The 23,771-nt window shown below is 70.0% G+C and carries 25 protein-coding genes and 1 tRNA gene; 20 read left to right on the plus strand and 6 right to left on the minus strand.

Annotation, left to right across the window (positions count from 1 at the left end; genetic code table 11):
• The first annotated feature begins 58 nt into the window (after window positions 1–58).
• The 10 genes from FJM51_RS05515 (at window position 59) to FJM51_RS05560 (ending at window position 8,561) form a co-directional block, all read left to right on the plus strand.
• A complete protein-coding gene (locus tag FJM51_RS05515) occupies window positions 59–952 on the plus strand; it encodes a LysR family transcriptional regulator (protein WP_140453118.1) in 894 nt (297 codons plus the stop codon).
• Window positions 953–1,024: 72 nt separating this feature from the next.
• Complete coding sequence (gene leuD, locus FJM51_RS05520; RefSeq protein WP_140453119.1) at window positions 1,025–1,639, plus strand: 3-isopropylmalate dehydratase small subunit; 615 nt, start codon at window positions 1,025–1,027, stop codon at window positions 1,637–1,639.
• Between the two features lie 91 nt (window positions 1,640–1,730).
• The gene (locus FJM51_RS05525) at window positions 1,731–2,795 is read left to right on the plus strand and encodes an endonuclease/exonuclease/phosphatase family protein (protein ID WP_233712988.1); all 1,065 of its coding nucleotides are present in this window, start codon (window positions 1,731–1,733) and stop codon (window positions 2,793–2,795) included.
• 63 nt (window positions 2,796–2,858) lie between these two features.
• The gene (gene leuB, locus FJM51_RS05530; protein ID WP_140453120.1) at window positions 2,859–3,968 is read left to right on the plus strand and encodes a 3-isopropylmalate dehydrogenase; all 1,110 of its coding nucleotides are present in this window, start codon (window positions 2,859–2,861) and stop codon (window positions 3,966–3,968) included.
• A gap of 10 nt (window positions 3,969–3,978) precedes the next feature.
• Window positions 3,979–4,653, plus strand: coding sequence for a uracil-DNA glycosylase (gene ung / locus FJM51_RS05535; RefSeq protein ID WP_140453121.1), 675 nt, complete (start codon window positions 3,979–3,981; stop codon window positions 4,651–4,653).
• A gap of 76 nt (window positions 4,654–4,729) precedes the next feature.
• A tRNA-Pro gene (locus tag FJM51_RS05540) sits at window positions 4,730–4,806 on the plus strand.
• A 61-nt stretch (window positions 4,807–4,867) separates the two neighbouring features.
• Window positions 4,868–5,647: a glycosyltransferase family 2 protein gene (locus tag FJM51_RS05545; RefSeq protein ID WP_140453122.1), complete on the plus strand. Its 780-nt coding sequence runs from the start codon at window positions 4,868–4,870 to the stop codon at window positions 5,645–5,647.
• Window positions 5,644–5,946, plus strand: a complete 303-nt coding sequence (locus FJM51_RS05550) for a lipid-A-disaccharide synthase N-terminal domain-containing protein (RefSeq protein WP_140453123.1) — start codon at window positions 5,644–5,646, stop codon at window positions 5,944–5,946. The genes FJM51_RS05545 and FJM51_RS05550 overlap by 4 nt, the downstream gene beginning before the upstream one ends.
• Window positions 5,924–7,363: an ArnT family glycosyltransferase gene (locus FJM51_RS05555; RefSeq protein WP_140453124.1), complete on the plus strand. Its 1,440-nt coding sequence runs from the start codon at window positions 5,924–5,926 to the stop codon at window positions 7,361–7,363. Before FJM51_RS05550 ends, FJM51_RS05555 begins: the two co-directional genes overlap by 23 nt.
• A gap of 151 nt (window positions 7,364–7,514) precedes the next feature.
• On the plus strand, window positions 7,515–8,561 hold the full coding sequence (locus FJM51_RS05560; protein ID WP_140453125.1) for an aspartate-semialdehyde dehydrogenase: 1,047 nt from the start codon (window positions 7,515–7,517) through the stop codon (window positions 8,559–8,561).
• Window positions 8,562–8,610: 49 nt separating this feature from the next.
• On the opposite strand, the gene FJM51_RS05565 is transcribed toward FJM51_RS05560, so the two are convergent.
• The 3 genes from FJM51_RS05565 to FJM51_RS05575 all read right to left on the minus strand — a co-directional run bounded on the left by FJM51_RS05565 (window position 8,611) and on the right by FJM51_RS05575 (window position 10,735).
• The gene (locus FJM51_RS05565; RefSeq protein WP_140453126.1) at window positions 8,611–9,522 is read right to left on the minus strand and encodes a cytochrome c; all 912 of its coding nucleotides are present in this window, start codon (window positions 9,520–9,522) and stop codon (window positions 8,611–8,613) included.
• A gap of 9 nt (window positions 9,523–9,531) precedes the next feature.
• Complete coding sequence (locus FJM51_RS05570) at window positions 9,532–9,969, minus strand: c-type cytochrome (RefSeq protein WP_140453127.1); 438 nt, start codon at window positions 9,967–9,969, stop codon at window positions 9,532–9,534.
• A gap of 112 nt (window positions 9,970–10,081) precedes the next feature.
• Window positions 10,082–10,735 carry a carbonic anhydrase gene (locus tag FJM51_RS05575; protein ID WP_140453128.1) on the minus strand — a complete coding sequence of 218 codons (654 nt, stop codon included), beginning with the start codon at window positions 10,733–10,735 and terminating at the stop codon, window positions 10,082–10,084.
• Window positions 10,736–10,874: 139 nt separating this feature from the next.
• On the opposite strand from FJM51_RS05575, the gene FJM51_RS05580 reads away from it, so the two are divergent.
• From FJM51_RS05580 to FJM51_RS05590, 3 genes are all read left to right on the plus strand, one after another.
• Complete coding sequence (locus FJM51_RS05580; RefSeq protein ID WP_181164456.1) at window positions 10,875–11,261, plus strand: Hpt domain-containing protein; 387 nt, start codon at window positions 10,875–10,877, stop codon at window positions 11,259–11,261.
• 67 nt (window positions 11,262–11,328) lie between these two features.
• Window positions 11,329–12,699 (plus strand): leucyl aminopeptidase family protein, encoded by a 1,371-nt coding sequence (locus tag FJM51_RS05585; RefSeq protein ID WP_140453130.1) that lies wholly within the window; start codon window positions 11,329–11,331, stop codon window positions 12,697–12,699.
• Window positions 12,696–13,544 carry a C40 family peptidase gene (locus FJM51_RS05590; protein WP_140453131.1) on the plus strand — a complete coding sequence of 283 codons (849 nt, stop codon included), beginning with the start codon at window positions 12,696–12,698 and terminating at the stop codon, window positions 13,542–13,544. Before FJM51_RS05585 ends, FJM51_RS05590 begins: the two co-directional genes overlap by 4 nt.
• Before the next feature lie 4 nt (window positions 13,545–13,548).
• Here the strand turns inward: FJM51_RS05590 and FJM51_RS05595 are convergent, their stop codons facing one another.
• Window positions 13,549–14,004, minus strand: a complete 456-nt coding sequence (locus FJM51_RS05595) for a hypothetical protein (RefSeq protein ID WP_140453132.1) — start codon at window positions 14,002–14,004, stop codon at window positions 13,549–13,551.
• Window positions 14,001–14,180: a hemin uptake protein HemP gene (gene hemP / locus FJM51_RS05600; protein ID WP_140453133.1), complete on the minus strand. Its 180-nt coding sequence runs from the start codon at window positions 14,178–14,180 to the stop codon at window positions 14,001–14,003. Before hemP ends, FJM51_RS05595 begins: the two co-directional genes overlap by 4 nt.
• Window positions 14,181–14,344: 164 nt before the next feature.
• Between hemP and FJM51_RS05605 the strand changes: the two genes are divergently transcribed.
• The 7 genes from FJM51_RS05605 to FJM51_RS05635 all read left to right on the plus strand — a co-directional run bounded on the left by FJM51_RS05605 (window position 14,345) and on the right by FJM51_RS05635 (window position 21,211).
• On the plus strand, window positions 14,345–15,151 hold the full coding sequence (locus tag FJM51_RS05605) for a ChaN family lipoprotein (RefSeq protein WP_140453134.1): 807 nt from the start codon (window positions 14,345–14,347) through the stop codon (window positions 15,149–15,151).
• A gap of 69 nt (window positions 15,152–15,220) precedes the next feature.
• Entirely contained in the window at window positions 15,221–15,853 is a 633-nt protein-coding gene (gene pncA, locus FJM51_RS05610) for a bifunctional nicotinamidase/pyrazinamidase (RefSeq protein WP_140453135.1), read from the plus strand.
• 5 nt (window positions 15,854–15,858) lie between these two features.
• Window positions 15,859–17,154, plus strand: a complete 1,296-nt coding sequence (pncB, locus tag FJM51_RS05615) for a nicotinate phosphoribosyltransferase (protein WP_140453136.1) — start codon at window positions 15,859–15,861, stop codon at window positions 17,152–17,154.
• A 169-nt stretch (window positions 17,155–17,323) separates the two neighbouring features.
• The gene (locus FJM51_RS05620) at window positions 17,324–18,430 is read left to right on the plus strand and encodes an ABC transporter substrate-binding protein (protein WP_140453137.1); all 1,107 of its coding nucleotides are present in this window, start codon (window positions 17,324–17,326) and stop codon (window positions 18,428–18,430) included.
• 58 nt (window positions 18,431–18,488) lie between these two features.
• Complete coding sequence (locus FJM51_RS05625; protein WP_140453138.1) at window positions 18,489–19,364, plus strand: ABC transporter permease; 876 nt, start codon at window positions 18,489–18,491, stop codon at window positions 19,362–19,364.
• Window positions 19,361–20,149, plus strand: a complete 789-nt coding sequence (locus tag FJM51_RS05630) for an ABC transporter permease (protein WP_140453139.1) — start codon at window positions 19,361–19,363, stop codon at window positions 20,147–20,149. The genes FJM51_RS05625 and FJM51_RS05630 overlap by 4 nt, the downstream gene beginning before the upstream one ends.
• 3 nt (window positions 20,150–20,152) lie before the next feature.
• The gene (locus FJM51_RS05635) at window positions 20,153–21,211 is read left to right on the plus strand and encodes an ABC transporter ATP-binding protein (RefSeq protein ID WP_140453140.1); all 1,059 of its coding nucleotides are present in this window, start codon (window positions 20,153–20,155) and stop codon (window positions 21,209–21,211) included.
• Between the two features lie 16 nt (window positions 21,212–21,227).
• Here FJM51_RS05635 and FJM51_RS05640 read toward each other — a convergent pair whose 3' ends face one another.
• A complete protein-coding gene (locus FJM51_RS05640) occupies window positions 21,228–23,726 on the minus strand; it encodes an arylsulfatase (RefSeq protein ID WP_140453141.1) in 2,499 nt (832 codons plus the stop codon).
• Between the last annotated feature and the right edge of the window lie 45 nt (window positions 23,727–23,771).

Raw genomic sequence — 23,771 nt, forward strand, 5'->3', positions numbered from 1 at the left:
CGATTCTTCCTGATACAAGAAGTCAGGAGCTGTCAGGAATTCTGAAAGGCGAAGCGCCATGGCCTTCTCCGGGGAAGCGGTCGCCACGTTTCTCGCCGTGCTCGACCGCGGCTCCTTCTCCGCGGCGGCGCGGGCGCTCGGCCGGGTGCCCTCGGCCGTCAGCATGGCCATTGCCAATCTCGAGGCGGAGCTCGATCTGGTGCTCTTCGACCGCTCGGGCCGCGAGCCGCGGCCGACGGCGGCGGCGCGGGCGCTCGAACCCTCGGCGCGCCGGGCGGCGGCGGCGCTGCGCGGGCTCGACGCCCAGGCGCTGGCGCTGCACGCGGGGCTGGAGGAGCGCCTGACGCTCGGCGTCGCGGCCGAGGTGCTCTCGGCGGGCTGGAACGCGCCGCTCGCCCGGCTGGCGGAGGAGTTTCCGGCGCTGATGGTCGATGTCGTCTCGGGGACGGGGGGCGACCTGACCCGGCGGCTGCGCGCGGGGGAGGTCGATCTCGCGCTGATCTTCGAGCGGCCGGGGCTCGACGAGAACGAGGCCTTCCAGGAATTCGGGCAGGAGATCTTCGTCGCCGTCGCCGCGCCCTTCCATCGGCTGGCGGCGGGTCCGGACCGGCCGCGGATGGAGGATCTGATCGAGACACGCCAGATCGCGGTGGCGAGCCGGGATACGGCCGATTCGCGCGTGCTGCTCTCCCGGGAGGTCTGGCACACCGACAATCACCTCGCGGCCCTCGGCCTCGTGCGCGCCGGCCTCGGCTGGGGCTTCCTGCCACGCGCGCTGATCCAGCCGCTCGCGGAGGCCGGGGCCGTGACCGAGATCGCCTTCGAGAACATCTCGAACGAACTCAGCCTCTGGATCGACCTCGTCTGGCGGCGCGACCGGCCGCTCGGGCTCGGTGCGCGGCGCTATGTCGAACTGATCCGGGCGGGGCGGCTGGCCGGGCGCGGGCGCTGAGCCGCGGGCGAGACTTGCGAAGGGCGGTTCCGCGTGGTTTATCCCGGGCGCGTCATATCGGAGGCCTGGCCCATGGAGAAATTCACCAAACTGACCGGAGTCGCGGCGCCGCTGCCGCTCATCAACGTCGATACCGACATGATCATTCCGAAGCAGTTCCTGAAGACGATCCAGCGCTCCGGCCTCGGCAAGAACCTCTTCGACGAGATGCGTTACGACCGCGAGGGCAACGAGATCGAGGATTTCGTGCTGAACAGGCCCGCCTATCGCGAGGCGAAGATCCTCGTCGCGGGCGAGAACTTCGGCTGCGGCTCCAGCCGCGAGCACGCCCCCTGGGCGCTGCTCGACTTCGGGATCCGCTGCGTGATCGCGCCGAGCTTCGCGGACATCTTCTACAACAACTGCTTCAAGAACGGCATCCTGCCGATCGTGCTGCCCCAGGAGCAGGTGGACCTGCTGATGGACGATGCCGAGCGCGGCTCGAACGCGGTCGTCACCGTCGATCTCGAGAACCTGACCATCTCGGGTCCCGACGGCGGCCAGATCCCGTTCACGCTCGACGAGTTCCGGCGGCACTGCCTGCTGAACGGCCTCGACGACATCGGGCTCACGATGGAGAAGGCTGGCGAGATCGACGCCTTCGAGAGCGCCTACGAGAGCCGCGCCCCCTGGCTGAAGGCCAGCTGAGCCACCCGCGACATCCCGATCATCCCCGCGCATCGCGGCCGCGGGGATGCGCTTAATGCGGGCTTAACGCCCCGCTGCGAGCCTCGCGGCCGTGATCCGCGCGCTCGTCCTCCTTCTCGTTCTTCTCGTCGCCGGCCCGGTCCGCGCGGAGCGGATCCGCGTCGCGGCCTATGACGTCGGCCTCTCGCGCTCCGGTCCCGGCCTCCTGCTCTTCGACCTGCGCGCGCGAAAGCCACCCGCCGACATCGCCGCCGTGCTCGCGGTGATCCGGGAGACGCGGCCCGACATCCTGCTCCTGACCGGGTTCGACCAGGATTTCCGGGGCGTGGCGCTCACGGCGCTGCGCGCGCGGCTGGCGGCCGGAGCCGGGGGGATCGACTACCCCTTCGCCTACGCCCCGCCGGGCAACGCGGGAGTCGAGTCGGGGTTCGACCTCGATGGCGATGGCCGGCTTCGGGGCGCGGGCGACGCGCTCGGCTGGGGCCGGTTTCCGGGGCAGGGCGGGATGGCGCTCCTGTCCCGCCTGCCGGTCGACGCGGAGGCGAGCCATGATTTCAGCGGCTTGCCCTGGGCCGACCTGCCGGGCGCGCGCCTGCCGATCCGGCCCCACGGCGCGCCCGTGCTCGACCCGGAGGCGCGCTCGGGATGGCCGCTCGCGAGCAATGCGCTCTGGGACGTCGCCGTGACACTGCCGGGAGGCCGGCGCCTCAGGCTTCTGGCCTCCAACCCGACACCGCCGCTCTTCGACGGGCCGGAACAGTTCAACCTGCTCCGCAACGCCGACGAGATCCGCTTCTGGCGCCTTTATCTCGATGGAGCGGCCTTCCCCGACAGCGTGGGCCGGATGGCACGGCTCGACGGCCCCTTCGTGCTGCTCGGCGATCTCAACACCGATCCCGTGGCGGGGGCGGGGGACCGGGCGGCGATCGCCGCGCTGCTCGCGCATCCGGCGCTCCGCGATCCGAACCCGCCCCGCGCGACCGCCCGGGCGGGTGAACGCGCGCTCCGGCTCGACTACGCGCTGCCCGCGCGGGAGCTCGACGCGCCGGACGCCGCCGTCTTCTGGCCGGAGCCGGGCGAACCGCTCGCCGAACTCGTCGCCGCGGGGCCCGCGCACCGCCTCGTCTGGGTGGACCTCCGCTTCCCCGATCCTTGACCCGGCGCCCGCCGGGCGCTAGCGGGTGCCCCCGGAACGAGACAAACGACCGAGGAATCCGCCATGGCCAACCCGACCCTCCTGATCCTGCCCGGCGACGGGATCGGCCCCGAAGTGATGGCCGAGGTGCGCAAGGTGGTCGACTGGTTCGGCCGGAACGGCCGCCCCTTCGACGTCGATGAGGATCTCGTCGGGGGCTGCGCCTACGACGCGCATGGCCAGGCGATCAGCGACGCGGCGATGGAGAGGGCCCAGGCCGCGGACGCGGTGCTGCTCGGCGCGGTCGGCGGGCCGAAATGGGACAAGGTGCCCTATGACGCGCGCCCCGAGGCCGGGCTCCTGCGCCTGCGCAAGGATCTCGAACTCTTCGCGAACCTGCGCCCCGCGAAATGCTTCGACGCGCTCGCCGACTTTTCCTCGCTGAAGCGCGAGCTCGTCGAGGGGCTCGACATCCTCATCGTCCGCGAACTGACCGGCGGCGTCTATTTCGGCGAGCCGAAGCAGATCACCGACCTCGGCAACGGCCAGAAGCGGGCGGTCGACACGCAGGTCTACGACACGTTCGAAATCGAGCGCATCTCGGCCGTCGCCTTCGAACTCGCGCGGCTCCGGGACAACCGGGTCTGCTCGATGGAGAAGCGCAACGTGATGAAGTCGGGCCTGCTCTGGCACGACGTCGTGGAGGCGACGCATGCCGCGCGCTTCGCCGATGTCCAGCTCACCCACATGCTGGCCGACGCGGGCGGGATGCAGCTCGTCCGCGCGCCGAAGCAGTTCGACGTGATCGTCACCGACAATCTCTTCGGCGACATGCTCTCCGACGTGGCGGCGATGCTGACCGGCTCGCTCGGCATGCTGCCCTCCGCCTCGCTCGGCGCGCCGGATCCGAAGACCGGGCGGCGCAAGGCGCTCTACGAGCCGGTGCATGGTTCCGCGCCGGACATCGCGGGCCAGGGCAAGGCGAACCCGATCGCCTGCGTCCTCTCCTTCGCGATGGCGCTGCGCTATTCCTTCGACGCGGGCGCCGAGGCCGACCGGCTGGAGGCCGCGGTCGAGAAGGTGCTGGCGGACGGGCTCAGGACCGCCGATCTCGTCGGGCCGGGCGGCGGGGCGACGGTCTCGACCTCCGAAATGGGCGACGCGATCGTCGCCGCGCTCGAAGCCTCGCTCTGAGCGGGCGGGCTTGATCCGCGCCGAGCCGCCCGCGCCGGCCGTCCCGCCCGCCTGGGCGGCCGCGGGCGGCGATCCCGCCGCGCCGCTCGCCTACGCGGCCGCCCGCCGCGCGGCGGGCGCCGTGGTCTATCCGCCCGCGCCGCTGACCTTCCGCGCGCTGGAACTCACCCCGCCCGCGGCGGCGCGGGTCGTCCTGCTGGGCCAGGATCCCTATCACGGGCCGGGCCAGGCCGAGGGCATGAGCTTCTCGGTGCCGGAGGGCCTGCGTCCGCCGCCCTCGCTCAGGAACATCTTCAGGGAACTCGCCTCCGACCTGGGGTCGCCGGTCCCGGCGACCGGCCATCTCGAACCCTGGGCGCGGCGCGGCGTGCTGCTGCTCAACACCGTGCTGACGGTCGAGCAGGGCAGGGCGGGCGCGCATCGCGGTCGTGGCTGGGAGGATTTCACCGACCGGCTGATCGCGCATGTGGCGGGCCTTGACCAGCCCGTGGTCTTCCTGCTCTGGGGCGCGCAGGCGCGGGCCAAGGCGCCGCTCCTGACCAGTTCGCGCCACCTCGTCCTCACCGCGCCGCATCCCTCGCCGCTCTCGGCGCACAGCGGATTTTTCGGCTCCCGGCCCTTCTCGCAGGCGAATGCCTTCCTCGAGGCCGCGGGCGCCGGGCCGATCGACTGGTCGCTGGACTGAGCCGCGATTTTTCCGTCTTCGCGTGTTCGCATGGGCTTGCGGCGGCTGAAATAACCGCGTAAATGCCCGCCGTGTTCGGAGTGTAGCGCAGCCTGGTAGCGCACCTGCTTCGGGAGCAGGGGGTCGGAGGTTCGAATCCTCTCACTCCGACCATCATCTCGCGATCGGTCTCCGTCGCGCGGCCGTCCGCCGCCACGGAGAGGAGATCCCGAGAGTGTCGACAGAGCCGGAAGGTGCCAGCGGAGAACCCTGGCTGTCGATTGTCGTCCCGATGAAGAACGAAGCCGCGAACGTCGCCTTCCTGACCGAGGCGATCGCGGCGGCCTGCGCCGATGTCTGGCCGTTCGAGGCGATCTACGTGGACGACGGCTCGACCGATGCGACCGCCGCCACGATCGAGGACCTTCGCGCGCGCCATCCCTTTCTCAGGCTGATCCGCCATGACCGAAGCGGTGGCCAGTCGGCGGCCGTGCAGACGGGCGTGCTGGCCGCGCGGGGGAGCGTCATCTGCACGCTCGACGGCGACGGGCAGAATCCGCCGGCCGAGATCCCGAAGCTCCTCGCGCGGCTCGAGGGCCACGCCTTCCCGCCGGGCGTCGCGCTCGTCGCGGGGGAGCGCGTCGGCCGGCAGGACACGCTCTCGAAGCGCTGGGCGTCGAAGGGCGCCAACAGCCTCCGCCAGGCGCTGCTGCGCGACGGCACGCGCGACACGGGCTGCGGGCTCAAGCTCTTCGACCGCGCCGCCTTTCTGCGCCTGCCCTATTTCGACCACATGCACCGCTACCTGCCGGCGCTCTTCGCCCGCGACGGCTGGAAGATCCTGCATGTCGACGTCGCCCACGCGGCGCGCCACGCGGGCAAGTCGAACTACGCGAACCTTGGCCGGGCGCTCGTCGGCGTCTACGATCTCTTCGGTGTGATGTGGCTGATCCGCCGCCGGAAGAAGGCAAGGCCGCTCGGCGGGGCCACGCATGGGGAAGGGATGGAAGTTTGAATCCGCTTTTCGAGTTCTTTCACGTCGATCACTGGGGCGAATTCTGGTGGGTCATCATCGGCCTGCTCGGTCAGGTCGCCTTCTCGGCGCGGTTCATCATCCAGTGGATAAAGTCGGAGCAGGCGCGCAAGTCGGTGATGCCGGTGGCCTTCTGGTATTTCTCGATCGCCGGGGGCGTGATCCTGCTCGCCTATGCCATCCATCGCCGCGACCCGGTGTTCATCCTCGGCCAGGCGGCGGGCCTCTTCATCTATGCGCGAAACCTCTGGCTCATCCATGCGGTCCGCCGCCCCGTCTGACCGGGCGACGACCTGGGCGCTGACCTGCGTCGCGCTCGTCACGCTCTACCGGCTGGCGCTCCTGCCCTTCGACGCCGCCGATCTCTACACGGACGACGCGCAATACTGGCTCTGGGGCCAGGAGCTCGCCTGGGGCTATTATTCGAAACCGCCGCTGATCGGCTGGATCCTGCGGCTCGCGACCGCGATCGGCGGCGACGGGATGATCGCGATCCGCGCGCCGCTGCCGCTTCTCCACGCGGCGACCGCGCTCGCGATCCTCGCGACCGGCCGGGCGATGTTCGGCCCCCGCGCCGGGGCGATCGCGGGCGCCGCCTATGTGACCGCGCCCGCCGTCGCGGTGGCGAGCCTGCTCGTCTCCACCGACACGCCGATGCTGCTCTGCATCGCGCTGGCGCTCGGCGCGCACTGGCGGCTGACGCGGGTCTCCTCGGCGGGCTGGGCGGTGGTGCTCGGGCTCGCGGCCGGCCTCGGCATGCTCGCCAAATACGCGATGCTCTACTTCGCCTTCTCCGCGGTGCTCGCGGCGCTGACCCAAGCGGGGCGAATCGCGTGGCGCGACGCGCTGCTGGCCCTCGGCGTCGGACTCGCGCTGGTGGCGCCGAACCTCTGGTGGAACTACGTGAACTCCTTCTCCGCGGTCACGCATGTGGTCGACGACAACGCGGGGCTCGGCCACGCGGCGAGCTACGACCTCGGCCGCGCGCTCGGGCTCCTCGCGGCGCAGTTCGCGGTGGCGGGACCGGTGATCTTCGGCGCCTACCTGATCGGGCTCGGGCGCGTCCGGCGCGATCCGCGCGTCGGCTACCTCGCGCTCTTCTCGCTGCCGCCGCTGGTGGTCCTGTTCCTCGTCGCGCTGCGGAGCGACGCGAATGCGAACTGGGCGGCGGCGGCCCATGTGCCGGCCTTCCTTCTCGCGGGCCTCATGCTCCGTGACCGGCCGCGCTGGACGCTGGCGGGGCTTGCGATCAACCTCGCGCTGACGCTCGCCCTGCCGGCGGCGAGCCTCTTCGCGACGACGTTCCGGATCGGCGACGACCTCGTCTTCAGGCGCTATCTCGGCCGGGCGGAGGTGAGCCGCCACATCGCGGAGGTCGCCGGCGAGGCGGGGCTCGACACGATCGTCTCGGGCGATCGCTCGACGCTGGCCGACGCCTTCTACACGCTGCGCGACTCGGGCCTCTCGATCTACGCGGAGCCGGTCGCGGGCTTCCCGCCGCATCACTACGCGCAGAAGCACCCGCTGCCGCCCGGTCCGGGCGACGTGCTCTTCGTCGGCACCTCCCCGACCGGCCCCGACTGCCGCGATCCGGCGGCGCGGGGCGAGGAGGTCGCGCGCTGGCGGGCCTCCGGCTATTCGACGCGGGAATTCCACGCCTGGCGGGTGCCGCGCGCCTGTTTCTTCGCGCCGGACTGAGGCAAGCCCTCCGGGCGGTGGCGCCGCGGCGGCGCCGCGCCTCCGGCGGCGAGAGCGCCCGCGGCGCGCTTCGGGATCCGCGCGAAGCGGAATGTTTACATTTTCCGCGGGACGGTTCAGAAGGCGCCGGTTGTCAGAAGGATTGATCGAGATGGGCTACCGAGTCGCCGTCGTCGGTGCCACGGGCAACGTGGGCCGCGAAATGCTGAACATCCTCGCCGAACGGGAATTCCCGGTCGACGATATCGTGGCGCTTGCCTCGCGCAAGAGCCTCGGCACGGAAGTCTCCTTCGGCGACCGGACTCTCAGGACCGAGGATCTCGACACGTTCGATTTCACCGGCTGGGACATGGCGCTCTTCGCGATCGGCTCGGATGCGACGAAGAAATACGCGCCCGCGGCCGCCAGGGCCGGTTGCGTCGTGATCGACAATTCCTCGCTCTACCGCTACGACCCCGACGTGCCGCTGATCGTGCCGGAGGTGAATCCGGATGCCATCGAGGGCTATGCGCGCAAGAACATCATCGCCAACCCGAACTGCTCCACCGCGCAGATGGTCGTGGCGCTGAAGCCGCTGCATGACCGCGCGCGGATCAGGCGCGTCGTGGTCTCGACCTACCAGTCGGTCTCGGGCTCGGGCAAGGAAGCGATGGACGAGCTCTGGAACCAGACCAAGGGGCTCTATGTCCCGGGTCAGGAGGTCGAGCCCTCGGTCTATCCGAAGCAGATCGCCTTCAACGTGATCCCGCATATCGACGTCTTCCTCGACGACGGCCAGACCAAGGAAGAATGGAAGATGGTCGCCGAGACGAAGAAGATCCTCGATCCGGCGATCAAGGTCACCGCGACCTGCGTCCGGGTTCCGGTCTTCGTCGGCCATTCGGAGGCGGTCAACATCGAGTTCGAGGAGGATCTCGACGAGGCCGAGGCGCGTGACATCCTGCGCGAGGCGCCGGGCATCCTCGTCGTCGACAAGCGCGAGCCGGGCGGCTATGTCACGCCGGTCGAATGCGTCGGCGAATACGCGACCTATGTGAGCCGGATCCGGCAGGATCCGACGATCGACAACGGGCTCAACATCTGGGTGGTCTCGGACAACCTGCGCAAGGGCGCGGCGCTCAACGCCGTGCAGATCGCGGAACTGCTCGGCCGCCGGGTGCTCCGCAAGGGCGACGTTCCGGCCGAGGCCGCGAACTGAACCCCGTGACAGGGGTCCGCGCCGCCGCGCGCGGACCCGCGCCCGCCGCTCAGCGCGGGTTTCCGACCGGCGGCACCGCCTCGAGATAGGCGGCGATCGCGTCGCGATCCTCGCCGGGCAGCATTGCCATGTTCTCCTGCACCTCGACCATCGCGCCCCCGACCGAATCGTAGTCGGGGGTGAAGCCGGATTCGAGGTAGTAGGCGATGTCGCCCGCCGACCAGCCGCCGAGATCGCCGGCGGGGGTGATGTCGGGCACCTTACCCTCTCCCTCGGCCGCCGGCGCGCCGCCGAGCCAGCGGGCATAGTCGAGTTCGCCCGCGAAGCCGCGCGGCGTGTGGCATTCACCGCAATGGCCCGGCCCCTCGACCAGATACTGCCCCCGCTTCACCGCCGGGTCCGCCGTCTCGAGATCGAGAACCGGTTCCGGGGACAGGAAGGCGAGCTTCCAGAGGCCGAGGCCGCGGCGCAGGTTGAAGGGAAAGCGGAGATCATGGCCGGGCTGGCGGCCCGCGACGGCGGGAAGGGTCGCGAGATAGGCGCGCAGATCCGCGATATCGGCCGGCCGCATCCGCGCGTAGGAGGTATAGGGGAAGGACGGATAGAGGTGCCGCCCCTCCGGCGAGACGCCCCGGAGCATCGCATTGGCGAGGTCCGCGGTGCTCCAGGATCCGATCCCGTCCTTCGCGTCGTTCGAGATGTTCGGCGCGACGAAATCGCCGAAACCGGTCCGGAGCACGCGGCCGCCGCCGAGACGCAGCCGGTCGTCGCCCTTGGCCCCCGGGGCGGCGTGGCAGGAGGCGCAGCCGCCGGCCCAGAAGATCCGCTCCCCCCGCGCCGCCTCGCCCCGGGGCAGCGCGGCGATCTCGACGGCGGCGAGGGCGCGCGGGATCGTCAGCGCGTAGAACGCGGCGAGGCCCAGACAGGCCAGCGCCAGGAGGGCGAGGAGGATCCGGCGCATCGCCGGTGCCTAGTTGTCGAGGCGGTAATGCTCGTGACAGCTCTTGCAGGTGCCGAGCACGGGCTGGACCGCCGCCTTGAAGGCGTCGAGATCGGCCGGGCCCGCCTTGCCCGCGGCCTTGACCGCCGCCGCCGTCGCCTCCTGGAACTTCGCGAGTTCGGCGTCGAATCCGGCGCGGTCCTCCCAGATCTTCGGCGAGGCCTCCTTGCTGGTCGCCCCGTCGGGGAACATCAGCCCGAAGCTGAGCGCGGTCGCGTCGAAGGCCGCGATCGCGGCCTTGCCGACGGCGGGGGAATAGGGGATCTCGCCCTTGAGCATTCCGCCGGAGACGGCCGCCGCGGCGCCGTTGGCGCTCATCTGCGCCGCGCGGGCATCGACGACGCCCTCGGCGAAGGCCGGCGCGCCGAGCGTGGTGGTCAGTCCGATGGCGAGGATCACGGTTCTCATCAATTGCCTCCTGTCGCCCGCCCGCTGGCCGGCACGTCCCGGATTCCGGCCGGCGGCGTGGCCGGCCGCGGGGATCCTCCTACAGAAGGCGAATTCTGCCAAGGGGCTGAATTCAGAGGCGGTAAAAGGCGTTGGTCTCCGCGTCGTAGACTTCGAGATCACCGTCGCCGATGTCCTTCCAGGTGCCGTGGAGCTGGAGGCGGCCGACATGGACCTCCTCGGCGACGAAGGGGAAGGTCATGAGGTTGCAGAGGCTGCGCAGCACCGCCTGCTGCTCCAGCCGGCGCAGCGCCACCTCGCGGCTCAGCCCTTCCGCGATCAGCGGCTTCACGCTCGGCTCCAGGATCTCGAGCCAGTGGCCGACGAAACTGTCCGGATCCGGCGCCTGGGCGGTGTTGCCGGTGTGCAGGTCGTAGCAGCCCGCGACGCCGCCGCAACGCGAATGTCCCATGACGATCAGGTGCCGCACCTTGAGGACCTTCACCGCGTATTCGATCGTGGCCGAGGTACCGTGCTGCTGGCCGTCGTCGGTATAGGGCGGGACGAGATTGGCGATGTTGCGGTGGACGAAGAACTCGCCCGCTTCCGAGCCGAAGACCTCGCTCTCCATCACCCGGCTGTCGCAGCAGGCGATCACCATCGCCCGCGGGTTCTGCCCGTGCTCGGCCAGTTCGCGCAGGCGCCTGAGTTCGTCGGCGGTCCGCGCGGAACGGCGGTCGCGATGGCGGGCGATGAGGAAGGGCGGAAGGGGTCTGGCGAATTGCATCGGACCGTGCCTCGGAATTTGAGCTAAACCGGCGGGATTTCTGGCATGACGCGCCGCACAAGACTGCCTTAGCGATAAGCTTCCCTTCACGCAACCGAGCCATTCTGGCACCCGGGTGGTATCGTGGGAAGGATCGGCGGTGGGCGCGGAACTCATCATTTTCGACGCATGCGAGGCGGCGGCGCTGGATGACGGGCGCATACAATTGCTGCGCCGTTCGCTTGGAGACCAGCGCTGCCGCGAGATTCTCGCGGAGGTGGTGTTTCATCTCACCGACCGGCTGACGCTCCTGAACGCGGCGCTCGACGCCGGCGACGGGGCCGAGGCGGGGGTGCTCGCGTCGCGGCTGGCGGGGCTCGCGGAGCAGGTCGGACTCTCGAAATTCGCCCGGGTGGCGCGGTCCCTGCGCGACTGCCTGCGGGCGGAGGATCCGGTGGCGGTCTCCGCCGTGGCGGCGCGGCTCGGCCGGCTGGCGGAGGACTCCCTGCGCGGCGTGATGCGCCACGCCGATCCCGAGGCGATCTGACGGGCTTTCCAGCGCCGGGGAAACTGCCTAGTCTCGCGTGATCGCACTGACCAAGGCCCGATTTTCCATGCCAATTATTCACACGAGCGATACGGCGGCGATTCCGCTCCTGATCCTCGACCCCGGCGAACTCTCCGAATGGCTCGTGACACAGGACGCGGCGACGCGGGCCTGGGTGGCCGCGAACGGCTTCGAGGCCGGGCTCGGCGAGACGCTGGCGCTGCCGGGCGAGGGCGGGGGAATCGCGCGCGTGCTCGTCGGCTGGGGAAGCGCGGGCGCGCGGGCGCGGGACCGCTTTCATCTCGCCGCGGCCGGGGGGCGCCTTCCCGCCGGGCGCTACGGCGTGACGGATGCGCGGGTGACGGAGGCCGAGGCGCTCGGCTGGCTGCTCGGTGAATACCGTTTCGACCGCTACAAGCCGGCGAAGGCGAAGCCGCGCGAGCTGGTGTGTCCGGCCGGCTGCGATCCGCGGCGGGTCGGCGTGATCGCCGGGGCGGCGGGGCTCGCGCGCGATCTTATCAACACGCCCGCGCGCGACATGGGGCCCTCGGCGCTGGAACAGGCCTTCCTCGACCTCGCCGATACCCACGGCGCCGAGGCGCGGGTGATCCGGGGCGCCGATCTCGACACGCAGAATTTCCCGATGATCCGCGCGGTCGGGCTCGCCGCCGCCGAGGAACCGCGGCTGCTCGACCTGCGCTGGGGGCGCGACGCGGCGCCGAAGGTCACGCTGGTCGGCAAGGGCGTGTGTTTCGACACCGGCGGGCTCAACATCAAGCCCGGCGCCTCCATGGGGCTGATGAAGAAGGACATGGGCGGCGCGGCGACGGCGATGGGGCTCGCGGCGATGGTGATGGGGCTCGGCCTCGACATCCGGCTGCGGCTCCTGGTGCCGGCGGTCGAGAATGCGATCTCCGGCCCCGCGATGCGGCCGGGCGACATCCTGACGAGCCGCAAGGGACTGACGGTCGAGGTCAACAATACCGACGCCGAGGGCAGGCTAGTGCTCGCCGACGCGCTCGCGCTCGCCGACGAGGAGGAGCCCGACCTGATCGTGAGTCTCGCGACACTGACCGGCGCGGCGCGGGTGGCGCTCGGTCCCGACGTACCGCCCTTCTTCACCGACGACGAGGCGCTGGCGGACGCCCTCGCGCGCGCCTCGGAGGCGGTCGCGGACCCGCTCTGGCGGCTGCCGTTCTGGACCCCCTACGAGAGCCAGATCGAACCCGGCATCGCCGATCTCGACAACGCGCCCGCCGGCGGGATGGCCGGGGCGATCACCGCCGCGCTCTTCCTGCGCCGCTTCGTCGAGCGCGCGGGCGCCTACGCGCATTTCGACATCTACGGCTGGGTTCCCGCGGCGAAGCCGGGCCGGCCGAAGGGCGGCGCCTTCCAGGCGGCGCGGGCGATCCTGGAGGTGCTGGAGGACCGGTATTGAGCACCCGTTTCGCCCGCCGTCTGGTCCCGGCCCGCCCCGATCTCGCCGCCGATCATCTGCGCGGCTCGGTGACGGCGGAGCGGTATGTTCCGGGCACCCGCTACGCGGTCGGCGCGCCGCTGCTCGATCTCAGCCTGACGCCCGATCCGGAGGCGGGGCGGGATACCCAGCTTCTCCATGGCGAGAGCTTCGTCGTCTACGAAACGCGGGAGGACGGGCTGGCCTGGGGCCAGGCGGAACTCGACGGCTATGTCGGCTATGTCGCGGCTGAGGGACTCGTCGCCCCCCGTTCGCGCGGCCAGCGGATCACCGCGCTCTGGAGCCATTGCTACCCGGCGCCGCTGACGCGGGCGAAGCCGGTGCTGGAACTGCCCTTCCTCGCCGAGGTGCCGGTCGCCGGCACCAGCGCGGATTTCGCCCGGCTGCGCGACGGACGCCACGTGCCCCGGCCGCATCTGGCGCCGGTCGAGGGGGATTTCGTCGATCAGGCGGCGCGCTTTCTCGGCGTGCCCTATCTCTGGGGCGGACGGAGCGCGCGCGGGCTCGACTGCTCGGCGCTGGTCCAGCTCGCCCTGCTGGCGACGGGTATCGAGGCGCCGCGCGATTCCGACATGCAGGCGGCGCTGCTCGGCGAGGCGCTGGCGCCGGACGCGCCGGCGCGGCGCGGGGATCTCGTGTTCTGGAAGGGGCACGTGGGGATCCTCACGGATCCCGAGACGCTCCTCCACGCCAACGGCCATCACATGGCGGTGGCGCGCGAACCGCTCGGCCTCGCGATCGAGCGCATCGCCGCCGCGGGCGGCGGCGGCGTCATCGCCCGCCGGCGGCCCGTTCCCGCGCGCTGAGGGGTCAATGGCGCGTCCGCGACACGGGCGGCGCGGCGGCGATCCCGCGCATCAGCAACAGGCCCAGATCCTCCGCGATCGCGGCCAGGATCAGCGACATGTCGGGACGCACCATCAGCGTCGCCATCAGGATCGCATCCTCGCGCGCCCCTTCCGCCGCCAGCGCGACGAAGCGGGCGAGCACGCATTCGTCGCCGCCCGCGCAGGGGCAGGAGGGCGCGTGGCACTGGAGCGGTCGCCGCGCGAATGCGAGCGTCTCCCGGAGCAGCGCGTCGAGATGGCCCGCCGCGCAGGTCGCCCCCGCGGGGCCGTGCCGCTCGATCAGGTCCTTCCAGACCTCGGCCTGGCCGAGCCGCCCCGCGCTCCAGAGGCGCGCGTAGAGCACCACGCGCCGCTCGAGCGGCGGCAGTTCGGCGAGGCGCGCCACCGGCGCCGCCCCCGGCGTGCGATGAGCGTTCATTTGGTGAGGATCAGCTTTCCCTGCCGCGTGATGCGCAGCACATAGAGGGTACCGTCGAGCACGATGGTCGCCTCGGCGCCGCCGCCGGTCAGCAGGCGCGCGTCATGCGTCGGACGAGGCTTGATCTCGACGACGCGCTGGGCGGTGTCGCGGCGGGGGTGAAACGGGGCATTCATGCGATGTCTCCCAGGCGTGGGGCGAAGCGTCGGTTCGGGGTCTCTCCGACGGTCGCGATGAGGATGGGTGATCTCGCTTGTCCGGGGACTGGCTACGGAGGGACGATGACAAAATCACTCAGGTTCGTCAATCCTGATAAATTAAGTCATGTAACGGCGGGCGCATGAGCGCGGGGCGCTGGCGCGATCCCGCCTCCGGCGGCGTGCTCGACGAGGCGGAGGCGATCGGCCGGCTCGCCGCGGCGGATATCGCGCTGCTCGGCGAGCGGCACGACAGCGCGGAGGATCACCGCTGGCAGGCCGGGGTGATCGCGGCGCTGGCGGCGCGCGGGCCGCTCGCGGTGGGGCTCGAGATGCTCCCGAGGTCGGCGCGGCCCCAGCTTGACGCCCTCGTCGCGGGGTCGCTCTCGTTCGCGCAATTCGTCGAGGTCTCGGACTGGGCGCGCGTCTGGGGTTTCGATCCCGGGCTCTACCGGCCGATCTTCGACGTCTGCCGCGCCCGGGGCATTCCGATGTTCGGGCTCAATGTTCCGCGCGCGCTGGTGAAACGGATCCGCGCGGAGGGCTGGGACGCGCTGCCGGAGGGCGAGCGCGTCTGGCTCTCGCCCGCCGCCCCCGCCTCGGGCGCCTGTCGCCGCTATCTCTTCGCGATGACCGGCGGCGCGCGGCCCGGCCGCGCCGCGCGCGCGCCGGAGGATCCGGCCTTCGATTCCTTCGCGCGCGCCCAAGGCGTGTGGGACCGGGCCTTCGCCTGCGCGCTCGCCGAGGCGCGCGGGCGCGATCCGACGCGGCGCCTCGTCGGCGTGATCGGGCGCGGGCATCTCGAATACGGCTTCGGCGTTCCGGCGCAGCTGCGCCACCTCGGCGCCGGCTCCGCGGCGACCGCGCTGCCGGGCGACGGGGGCGCGGTTCCGGGCGAGGGGCCGATCGCGGATCTGGTCTTCGACCGCGCCGAACCGCCGGGAGGTTGAAAGGATCCGCCCGGGCGTGCCAGTCTCGCGATGCGCGGACGCCCCGCGCCTGGGAAGGAACTCTCGCCGATGGCTCAGCCCTCTCCGCGATCCGCGCTGGTCGTGGTCGATGTCCAGCTCGACTTCTGCCCGGGCGGCGCGCTGGCCGTGGCCAGTGGCGACGCGGTCATAGCCCCGATCAACCGGATCGCGCCCGCCTTCGGCACCGTGGCGCTGACGCAGGACTGGCATCCGGCGGAGCACCTGTCCTTCGCGGCGAACCACGCGGAGAGGGAGCCGTTCTCGACCGTGGACATGGCCTATGGCACGCAGGTGCTCTGGCCCGCCCATTGCGTCCAGGGCACGGCGGGGGCGGGCTTTCACCCCGAACTCGCGCTCGACGTCGCCGACGTGGTGATCCGCAAGGGAACCGATCCGGCGATCGACAGCTATTCCGCCTTCTTCGAGAACGACCGGCGGACCCCGACCGGCCTCGGCGGCTATCTGCGCGAGCGCGGGGTGGACGAGGTCTGGCTCGCGGGACTGGCCACGGATTTCTGCGTCGCCTGGTCCGCGCTCGACGCGGCGAAGCTCGGCTTCGACGTGACCCTGATCGAGGATGCGACCCGCGCCATCGATCTCGACGGCTCGCTTGGGCGGGCGATGGCCGATCTGCGCGCGGCCGGGGTGCGCGTGCTCGCCTCCACCGATATTCCGGGATAAGTCAGATGGTCGATATCGCCACCCGCGTCTACGATCATGCCTGGCGCATCGACCCGATCGTGCGCTCGCTGCTCGACACCGATTTCTACAAGCTCCTGATGCTGCAGACGGTGTTCCGCCGCCACGCGGACGTGCGCGTGAAGTTCAGCCTCATCAACCGGACCACCTCGGTTCCGCTCGCCGACCTGATCGACGAGGGCGAGCTGCGCTCCCAGCTCGACCACATCCGGGGCCTCAGGCTGAGCCGGGGCGAGTCCACCTGGCTGCGCGGCAACACCTTCTACGGCAAGCGCTGGATGTTCGGGCCGGACTTCATGGCCTGGCTCGAGGAATTCCGGATGCCGGAATACCGGCTGGAACGCCGGGGCGACCAGTACGAACTGACCTTCGAGGGCTCCTGGCCCGAGGTGATGATGTGGGAGATCCCCGCGCTCGCCGTGCTGATGGAGCTCCGCTCGCGCGCGGTGCTGAAGGGGATGGGGCGCTTCGAGCTCCAGGTGCTCTACGCCCGCGCGATGACGCGCGTCTGGGAGAAGATCGAGCGGCTGCGCGCGCTGCCCGATCTCCGGATCTCGGATTTCGGCACGCGGCGGCGGCACTCCTTCCTGTGGCAGGACTGGTGCGTCGCGGCGATGATCGAGGGGCTGGGAACGACGAAGTTCCAGGGTTCGTCCAACTGCCTCATCGCGATGCGCCGCGACATCGAGGCGATCGGCACCAACGCGCACGAGCTTCCGATGGTCTTCGCCGCGCTGGCCGAGGACGACGCGGCGCTCGCCGAGGCGCCCTACAAGGTGCTCGAGCACTGGCACGAGGATTACGACGGCAACCTGCGCGTGATCCTGCCCGATACATACGGGACCGAGGGTTTCCTCCGGAAGGCGCCCGACTGGCTTTCCTCCTGGACCGGGATCCGGATCGATTCCGGCGAGCCGGAGGTCGGCGCGGAGACCGCGATCGCCTGGTGGGAATCCCGCGGCCAGGATCCGCGCGAGAAGCTGGTGATCTTCTCCGACGGGCTCGACGTCGACCGGATCGAGGCGCTCTACGCCCGCTTCCACGGCCGGGTGAAGATCGGCTTCGGCTGGGGCACGCTGCTCACCAACGATTTCCGCGGCCTCGGGCCGGACGACTCCCTCGCGCCATTCAGCCTCGTCTGCAAGGCGGTGAGCGCGAACGGCCGGCCGACGGTGAAGCTCTCCGACAATCCGGGCAAGGCGGTCGGCCCGGCCGATCAGGTCGAACGCTACAAGCGCGTGTTCGGGATCGGCGCGCAGACCGCGCAGCCGGTGCTCGTATGACGAACAGAGGGGCTTGCCCTCGCCGGCGCGCCGCCGAATTCTTGATCCGGCGATCAATTTCTGTTGTCAGATTGTCGAAATTCCCCGTTAACTTGCGACGCAGTGGCGCGGGCGCCATGCGTTTTTCCTCGGGCGGCCGCCGCGCCGCCCCGCTCTGGAGAGGGGTTCCATGCGAGACTTGAAATCCACCGCCGCGGTGATCGGCCTGGCCTTCGCCGGTCTTGCCATGGTCCAGCCCGCGAGCGCGGAGCCGAGCGAGGAGCTCGTCGCCGCCGCCAAGGCCGAGGGGCAGCTGACGACGATCGCGCTGCCGCGCGACTGGTGCAACTACGGCGCGGTGATCGACGGCTTCAAGGCCAAGTACGGGCTCACGGTCAACGAGCTCAATCCCGACGCCGGCTCCGCGGACGAGCTGGAGGCGATCCGCGCGAACAAGGACAACAAGGGCCCGCAGGCCCCCGACGTGATCGACGTGGGCTTCTCCTTCGGCCCGGCGGCCAAGGAAGAGGGGCTGCTCATGCCCTACAAGGTCTCGACCTGGGACACGATCCCCGAGAACGTGAAGGACGCGGAGGGCTACTGGTACGGCGACTATTACGGCGTGCTGAGCTTCGCGGTGAACAGCGACCTGATGCCGGACGCGCCGGCGGACTGGTCCGACCTGCTCGCGCCCGAATACGCCAACGCCGTCGCGCTCGCCGGCGATCCGCGCGCCTCGAACCAGGCGATCCTCGGCGTCTACGCCGCGGGCCTCGCCGCCGGCGGCGCCCCCGGGGCGGAGGCGGGGCAGAAGGGGCTCGACTACTTCGCCGAGATGAACAAGGCGGGCAATTTCGTGCCCGTGATCGGCAAGGCCGGCACGCTCGCCCAGGGCGCGACGCCGATCGTGATCTGGTGGGACTACAACGCGCTCGCGGGCCGCGACACGCTGAACGGCAATCCGCCGATCGAGGTCGTCATCCCGAAGTCGGGCGTGGTCGCGGGCGTCTACGTGCAGGGGATCAGCGCCTACGCGCCGCATCCGAACGCGGCCAAGCTCTGGATGGAATACCTCTACGGCGACGAAGGCCAGCTCGGGTGGCTCGGCGGTTACTGTCATCCGATCCGGTTCAACGACATGGTCAAGCGGGACGTGGTCCCGAACGAGCTGCTCGACAAGCTCCCGGCGGCGGACGCCTACGAGACGGCGGTCTTCCCGACGATCGGGGAGCAGGAGGCGATGAAGGGCGTCGTCACCGGCGGCTGGGACAAGGTCGTCGGCGCGAACGTGCAGTGATCCCCGCCGGTCCGGCCACGCCGCCGGACCGGCCCATATGCCAGAACGAAGGACAGCGATGAGCGCGCGCCCCGCGGCCCCTGCCAAAGCCTCGATCTCCCTTGCCTGGGTCGGGCTGCTGCCCTTCGCGCTCTTCGCCTTCCTGTTCCTGATCCTGCCGACGATGTTCATCGTCGTCGGCGCCTTCCGCACACCGGAGGGCGCCTTCACGCTCGCCAATGTCCGGGGGCTCTTCACGCCCTCGATCCTCGCCGCCTTCTGGATCTCGATCCGGGTGAGCTTCTGGTCCGCGCTCATCGGCTGCCTGATCGGCTTCGCGATGGCCGCGGCGATCACGGTGGGGCGGCTCCCGAACGGCGCGCGTTCGCCGCTCCTGACCTTCTCCGGCGTCGCCTCGAACTTCGCCGGCGTGCCGCTCGCCTTCGCCTTCCTCGCGACGCTCGGCCGGGTCGGGCTCGTCACGATCCTGCTGCGCGAATGGTTCGGGATCAACCTCTATGCGACCGGGTTCAACCTGCTGAGCTTCGCCGGGCTGACGCTCACCTATCTCTTCTTCCAGATCCCGCTCATGATCCTGATCGTCACCCCGGCGCTCGACGGGCTCCGGCGCGAATGGTCGGAGGCGGCGCAGATCCTTGGCGCGACGCGGTTCCAGTACTGGCGCATGGTGGCGCTGCCGATCCTCTGGCCGACGCTGCTGGGCACGCTCGCGCTTCTCTTCGCCAATTCCTTCGGCGCGGTCGCGACGGCCTACGCGCTCACCGGCTCCTCGCTCTCGATCGTGCCGATCCTGCTCTACGCGCAGATCCGGGGCGACGTGCTCGGCGACCCGCATCTCGGCTACGCGCTCGCCTTCGGCATGATCTTCGTGACCGGGGTCGCGAACGCGATCTACATGTGGATGCGCGCCCGGTCGGAGAAATGGATCCGATGAAGGGGAACCGCTTCTGGGCCTGGTCGGCGCTGATCTTCGGGCTCATTTATTTCGCGCTACCGCTCATCGGCATGACCGAATTCTCGTTCCGGATGCGGCGCGGCGAGTATTCGTTCGACGCTTACCGCGTCGTGCTCGCCGATCCGAACTTCCGCGCGACCTTCTCCTATTCGGTGACGCTCGCCGTGCTGACCATCATCCTCAGCGTCTGCCTGACGGTGCCCACGGCCTACTGGGTGCGGCTCAGAATGCCGCGCTGGCGGCCGGTGATCGAGTTCGTCACGCTGCTGCCGCTGGTCGTGCCGCCGATCGTGATCGTCTTCGGCTACATCCGGCTCTACAACACGTCCTCGCTCCTGCCGCTGACCGGCACGATCACGGGCACCAACGCGCTGCTCGTCGCCGGCTATACCGTGCTGTCGCTGCCCTACATGTACCGCGCGGTCGACACGGGGCTGCGCGCGATCGACGTGCAGACGCTGACCGAGGCGGCGCAGAGCCTCGGCGCCGGCTGGTTCACGATCATGACGCGGATCATCCTGCCGAACGTGCTGGTGGCCGTGCTCTCCGGCGCCTTCCTGACCTTCGCGATCGTCATCGGAGAATTCGTCCTCGCGGCGCTGCTGAACCGCCCGGCCTTCGGCCCCTACATGCAGCTCATCGGCGCCAACCGCGCCTATGAGCCCGCCGCGCTCGCGGTGATCTCCTTCGGCATCACCTGGGCCTGCATGGGGCTGATCCAGCTCGTCACCCGTTTTTCCCAAGCCACGAGAGCGAGCCGCTAGCCGATGGCATTCCTGGAACTTGAGCATCTGCGGAAATTCTACGGCGAGAACGAGGTGGTGAAGGATTTCAACCTCCACGTCGAGCAGGGCGAGTTCATCTCCTTCCTCGGCCCCTCGGGCTGTGGCAAGACCACGACGCTCCGGATGGTGGCGGGATTCGAGACGCCGACCGAGGGGGTGATCCGGATTGACGGGCGGGACGTGTCGCGGCTCAGGCCGAACGCGCGCGACATCGGCATGGTCTTCCAGGCCTACGCGCTCTTTCCCAACATGACGGTGGCGCGCAACGTCGGCTTCGGGATGAAGGTCGCGCGGCGGCCGAAGGCGGAGATCGAGGCGCGCGTGGCCGAGATGCTGCGCCTGATCGGCCTGCCCGACCTCGGCGAGCGCTATCCGTTCCAGCTCTCGGGCGGCCAGCAGCAGCGCGTGGCGCTCGCCCGCGCGCTCGCGGCGCGGCCGAAGGTGCTGCTGCTCGACGAGCCGCTCTCGGCGCTCGATGCGAAGATCCGGGTGTCGCTGCGCGAGGAGATCCGGGCGATCCAGAAATCGCTCGGCATCACGACGATCTACGTGACGCACGATCAGGAAGAAGCGCTCTCCATGTCGGACCGGATCGTGGTGATGAACGCGGGCGTCGCCGAGCAGATCGGCGATCCCTTCGCGATCTACGGCCGGCCCGCGACGCGGTTCGTCGCGAATTTCGTGGGCCAGCTCAACACGCTCCGCGCCCGGCTGGTCGATCCGGCGGCGGGCACCGTCGATCTGGGCGGCCAGCCCGTGACGCTTGGCCGGCCCATCCCCGGACCCGCCGGGCGGGAGGTTTCGCTCGCGATCCGGCCCGAGGCGGTGGCGCTCGGCGCGCTTCCGGGCAACGACGTGACGATCGAGGCGCCGGTGCGCGAGATGAATTTCCTCGGCTCGGTGATCCGGATCAAGGCTGGGCTCGGCGCCGAGCTCGTCTCGCTCGACCTCTTCAACAACGCGGCGACCCGGCCACCGGAGGTGGGGGCGACGGTGCCGATCAGCTTCGCCGCCGCCGATGTGCTGGTGATCGAGGACTGACCCGCGCCGGCGCCGGTCAGTCCTTCGCGCGCTTCATCGCCTCCTCGAGCTTCGCCTTGTCGGCCTCGGTCAGCACCGGGCGATCCACCTTGATGGTCAGCCTGTCGAGCTTCGCCGTCAGCGGGAAGGGCGGCGCGTAGTCGGCGTCGTTCACGCCGGTCAGCGTGTCCGAGCCGATGTCGAAGGATTCGTCCCATTGCAGGATGAAGGGCAGGGTGTGCTCCATCTTCTGGCTCTGGACGTCCTTGCCATCGACCCTGAGCGTGCCGGTCCCCGAACGGCCGATCCCGCTCGAATCCGCGAAGGCCAGCGTGCCGGCGCCGAGCCCGTCGTAGCTGAAGTCGAATTCCAGCCTGTGCTTGCCGGGGGTGAGCGCGTCGGAACCTTCCCACTTGATCCGCTTCAGATCGACGAGGTTCCAGAGGAAGACCGGCTTGCCCTCGACGAGATAGAAGCCGTAGCCCGCGAAGCGCCCGCCAGAGGTCAGGATCATGCCTTCCGCGCCGCCCTCCGGCACCTCGATATCGGCCGTGATCGTGTAGGAGGTGTTGAGCAGCGAGGGCGAGTCGCCCTGCGGCAGGCCGACCATCGGCGCGGTATAGGTGAATTCCCTCCGCCCGGCGGTGATGTTCGGCCGCGGCGCGACGAGCCGGGTCGCCACCGATCCGTCCATCGGGAAGACCTGGTACTTCCTCGCCTCCTCGACGAAGAGCGCCTTCATCTCCTTCACCTTGTCCGGATACTGCGCGGCGCGGTCGTGGCTCTGCGAGAAGTCCCTGGTCAGGTCGTAAAGCTCCAGCGTCTGGTTGTTCAGCGGATCCGGATTGCCCGCGCCATAGACCTGCCACGGCGCGCGCTCGACCTTGGTGCCGAGGAACCAGCCATCATGGTAGAGCCCCCAGGCGCCGAACATCTCGAAATACTGGGTCTGATGGCGCGACGGCGCATGGGCGTTCGCGGCGTCGAACGTATAGGCGAAGCTCGTGCCCTCCATCGGCGCCTGCTTTATCCCGTCGACTTCCTCGGGCGCCGGGATGGCGGTCACCTCGAGAATGGTGGGGACGACGTCGATGAAATGCGTGAACTGGTCGCGCATGCCCCCCGCGTCCTTGATCCTCGCCGGCCAGGAGACGACCATGTTCTGCCCGATGCCGCCGAGCCGCGACGCGTTCTGCTTGAACCAGTCGAAGGGTGTGTCGAAGGCCCAGGACCAGCCGGCGGACATGTGGTTGTAGGTCTGCTCCGTGCCCCAGACGTCGTACCATTTCATCTGCTCGGCCACCGGCATTTCGTTGATGCCGTTGAAGAAGGCGACCTCGTTCGGCGTGCCGAGCGGCCCGCCCTCGGCGCTCGTGCCGTTGTCGCCGTTGATGTAGAAGATCAGCGTGTTGTCGGCCTCCCCGAGATCCTCGATCGCCTGGATCACCCGGCCGATCTCGTGGTCATTATAGGCGACATAGGCGGCGAAGACCTCGACCTGCCGGATGAAGAGCTTCTTCTCCTCCTCGCTCAGCTGGTCCCAGGGCTTCAGCACGTCGTCGGGCCAGGGCGAGAGGTCGGTCTCCGCTGGGATGATCCCGAGCTTCTTCTGGTTCTCGTAGATCGTCCGCCGGAGCGCGTTGTAGCCGCCATCGAAGAGATGCATCTCATGGATCCTGTCGACCCACTCCTTCGTCGGATGATGCGGCGCATGGGTGGCGCCGGGCGCGTACTTGATCAGGAACGGCTTGTCGGGCTGGATCTGGCGCAGACGCGTGACCCAGTCGATCGCGTCGTCGGCCATGCCGGTGACGAGGTTCCAGCCCGGCTTGCCGTCGAAGGGATAGATCTGCGTGGTGTTCCGGAACAGGTTCGGCTGCCACTGGTTGGCGTCGCCGCCGACGAAGCCGTAGAAATACTCGAAGCCCATGCCGGTCGGCCACTGGTCGAAGGGTCCGGCCTGGCTCGCCTCGAAGGCCGGGGTGTTGTGGTCCTTGCCGAACCAGGCGGTGGCATAGCCGTTGTCGAGCAGGATCCGCCCGATGGTCGCCTTGTCCTGGCCGATGATGCTGTTGTAGCCCGGATAGCCGGTCGACTGTTCCGAGATCACCCCGAAACCGGCCGAATGGTGGTTGCGCCCGGTGATGAGCGCGGCGCGGCTCGGCGAGCAGAGCGCGGTCGAATGGATGTTGGTGTAGCGCAGACCCTTCTCGGCCAGCCGGTCCATGGTCGGCGTCGGGATCACGCCGCCGAAGGTGCCGGGCACGCCGAAGCCGGAATCGTCGGTGATGATCAGGAGCACGTTCGGCGCGTCCCGCGGCGGCACGATGCGCGGCGGCCACCACGGGGTCGAGTCGATGGCGCTGTCCTTGATGACGCCGCCGAACGGCGGGGCGGGCGCGGGAAGCTGCCGACCGTCGATGGTCGCCGTCGCATCCGCGCTGCCCGGCGCGGGTTGCGCGAGGCCCGCGCCGGAGAGCAGCGGCAGGAATCCGACGGCGGCGAGCGCGAGCGGTGCGAGCGTTGATCGTGTCATGGCGTGCGTCCTTCGCAGTGAAGCAAGAAGATCTGCGGTTCACGG

Source organism: Amaricoccus solimangrovi (assembly GCF_006385685.1).
Lineage (GTDB): Bacteria > Pseudomonadota > Alphaproteobacteria > Rhodobacterales > Rhodobacteraceae > Amaricoccus > Amaricoccus solimangrovi.

Bases quoted from the DNA above. Each gene is read 5' to 3' on its own strand.
- FJM51_RS05515 (WP_140453118.1), top strand. From the start codon at position 59: ATGGCCTTCTCCGGGGAAGCGGTCGCCACGTTTCTCGCCGTGCTCGAC.
- leuD (WP_140453119.1), top strand. From the start codon at position 1,025: ATGGAGAAATTCACCAAACTGACCGGAGTCGCGGCGCCGCTGCCGCTC.
- leuB (WP_140453120.1), top strand. From the start codon at position 2,859: ATGGCCAACCCGACCCTCCTGATCCTGCCCGGCGACGGGATCGGCCCC.
- FJM51_RS05555 (WP_140453124.1), top strand. From the start codon at position 5,924: ATGCGGTCCGCCGCCCCGTCTGACCGGGCGACGACCTGGGCGCTGACC.
- FJM51_RS05560 (WP_140453125.1), top strand. From the start codon at position 7,515: ATGGGCTACCGAGTCGCCGTCGTCGGTGCCACGGGCAACGTGGGCCGC.
- FJM51_RS05565 (WP_140453126.1), bottom strand. From the start codon at position 9,522: ATGCGCCGGATCCTCCTCGCCCTCCTGGCGCTGGCCTGTCTGGGCCTC.
- FJM51_RS05570 (WP_140453127.1), bottom strand. From the start codon at position 9,969: ATGAGAACCGTGATCCTCGCCATCGGACTGACCACCACGCTCGGCGCG.
- FJM51_RS05575 (WP_140453128.1), bottom strand. From the start codon at position 10,735: ATGCAATTCGCCAGACCCCTTCCGCCCTTCCTCATCGCCCGCCATCGC.
- FJM51_RS05585 (WP_140453130.1), top strand. From the start codon at position 11,329: ATGCCAATTATTCACACGAGCGATACGGCGGCGATTCCGCTCCTGATC.
- FJM51_RS05595 (WP_140453132.1), bottom strand. From the start codon at position 14,004: ATGAACGCTCATCGCACGCCGGGGGCGGCGCCGGTGGCGCGCCTCGCC.
- hemP (WP_140453133.1), bottom strand. From the start codon at position 14,180: ATGAATGCCCCGTTTCACCCCCGCCGCGACACCGCCCAGCGCGTCGTC.
- FJM51_RS05605 (WP_140453134.1), top strand. From the start codon at position 14,345: ATGAGCGCGGGGCGCTGGCGCGATCCCGCCTCCGGCGGCGTGCTCGAC.
- pncA (WP_140453135.1), top strand. From the start codon at position 15,221: ATGGCTCAGCCCTCTCCGCGATCCGCGCTGGTCGTGGTCGATGTCCAG.
- pncB (WP_140453136.1), top strand. From the start codon at position 15,859: ATGGTCGATATCGCCACCCGCGTCTACGATCATGCCTGGCGCATCGAC.
- FJM51_RS05620 (WP_140453137.1), top strand. From the start codon at position 17,324: ATGCGAGACTTGAAATCCACCGCCGCGGTGATCGGCCTGGCCTTCGCC.
- FJM51_RS05625 (WP_140453138.1), top strand. From the start codon at position 18,489: ATGAGCGCGCGCCCCGCGGCCCCTGCCAAAGCCTCGATCTCCCTTGCC.
- FJM51_RS05630 (WP_140453139.1), top strand. From the start codon at position 19,361: ATGAAGGGGAACCGCTTCTGGGCCTGGTCGGCGCTGATCTTCGGGCTC.
- FJM51_RS05635 (WP_140453140.1), top strand. From the start codon at position 20,153: ATGGCATTCCTGGAACTTGAGCATCTGCGGAAATTCTACGGCGAGAAC.
- FJM51_RS05640 (WP_140453141.1), bottom strand. From the start codon at position 23,726: ATGACACGATCAACGCTCGCACCGCTCGCGCTCGCCGCCGTCGGATTC.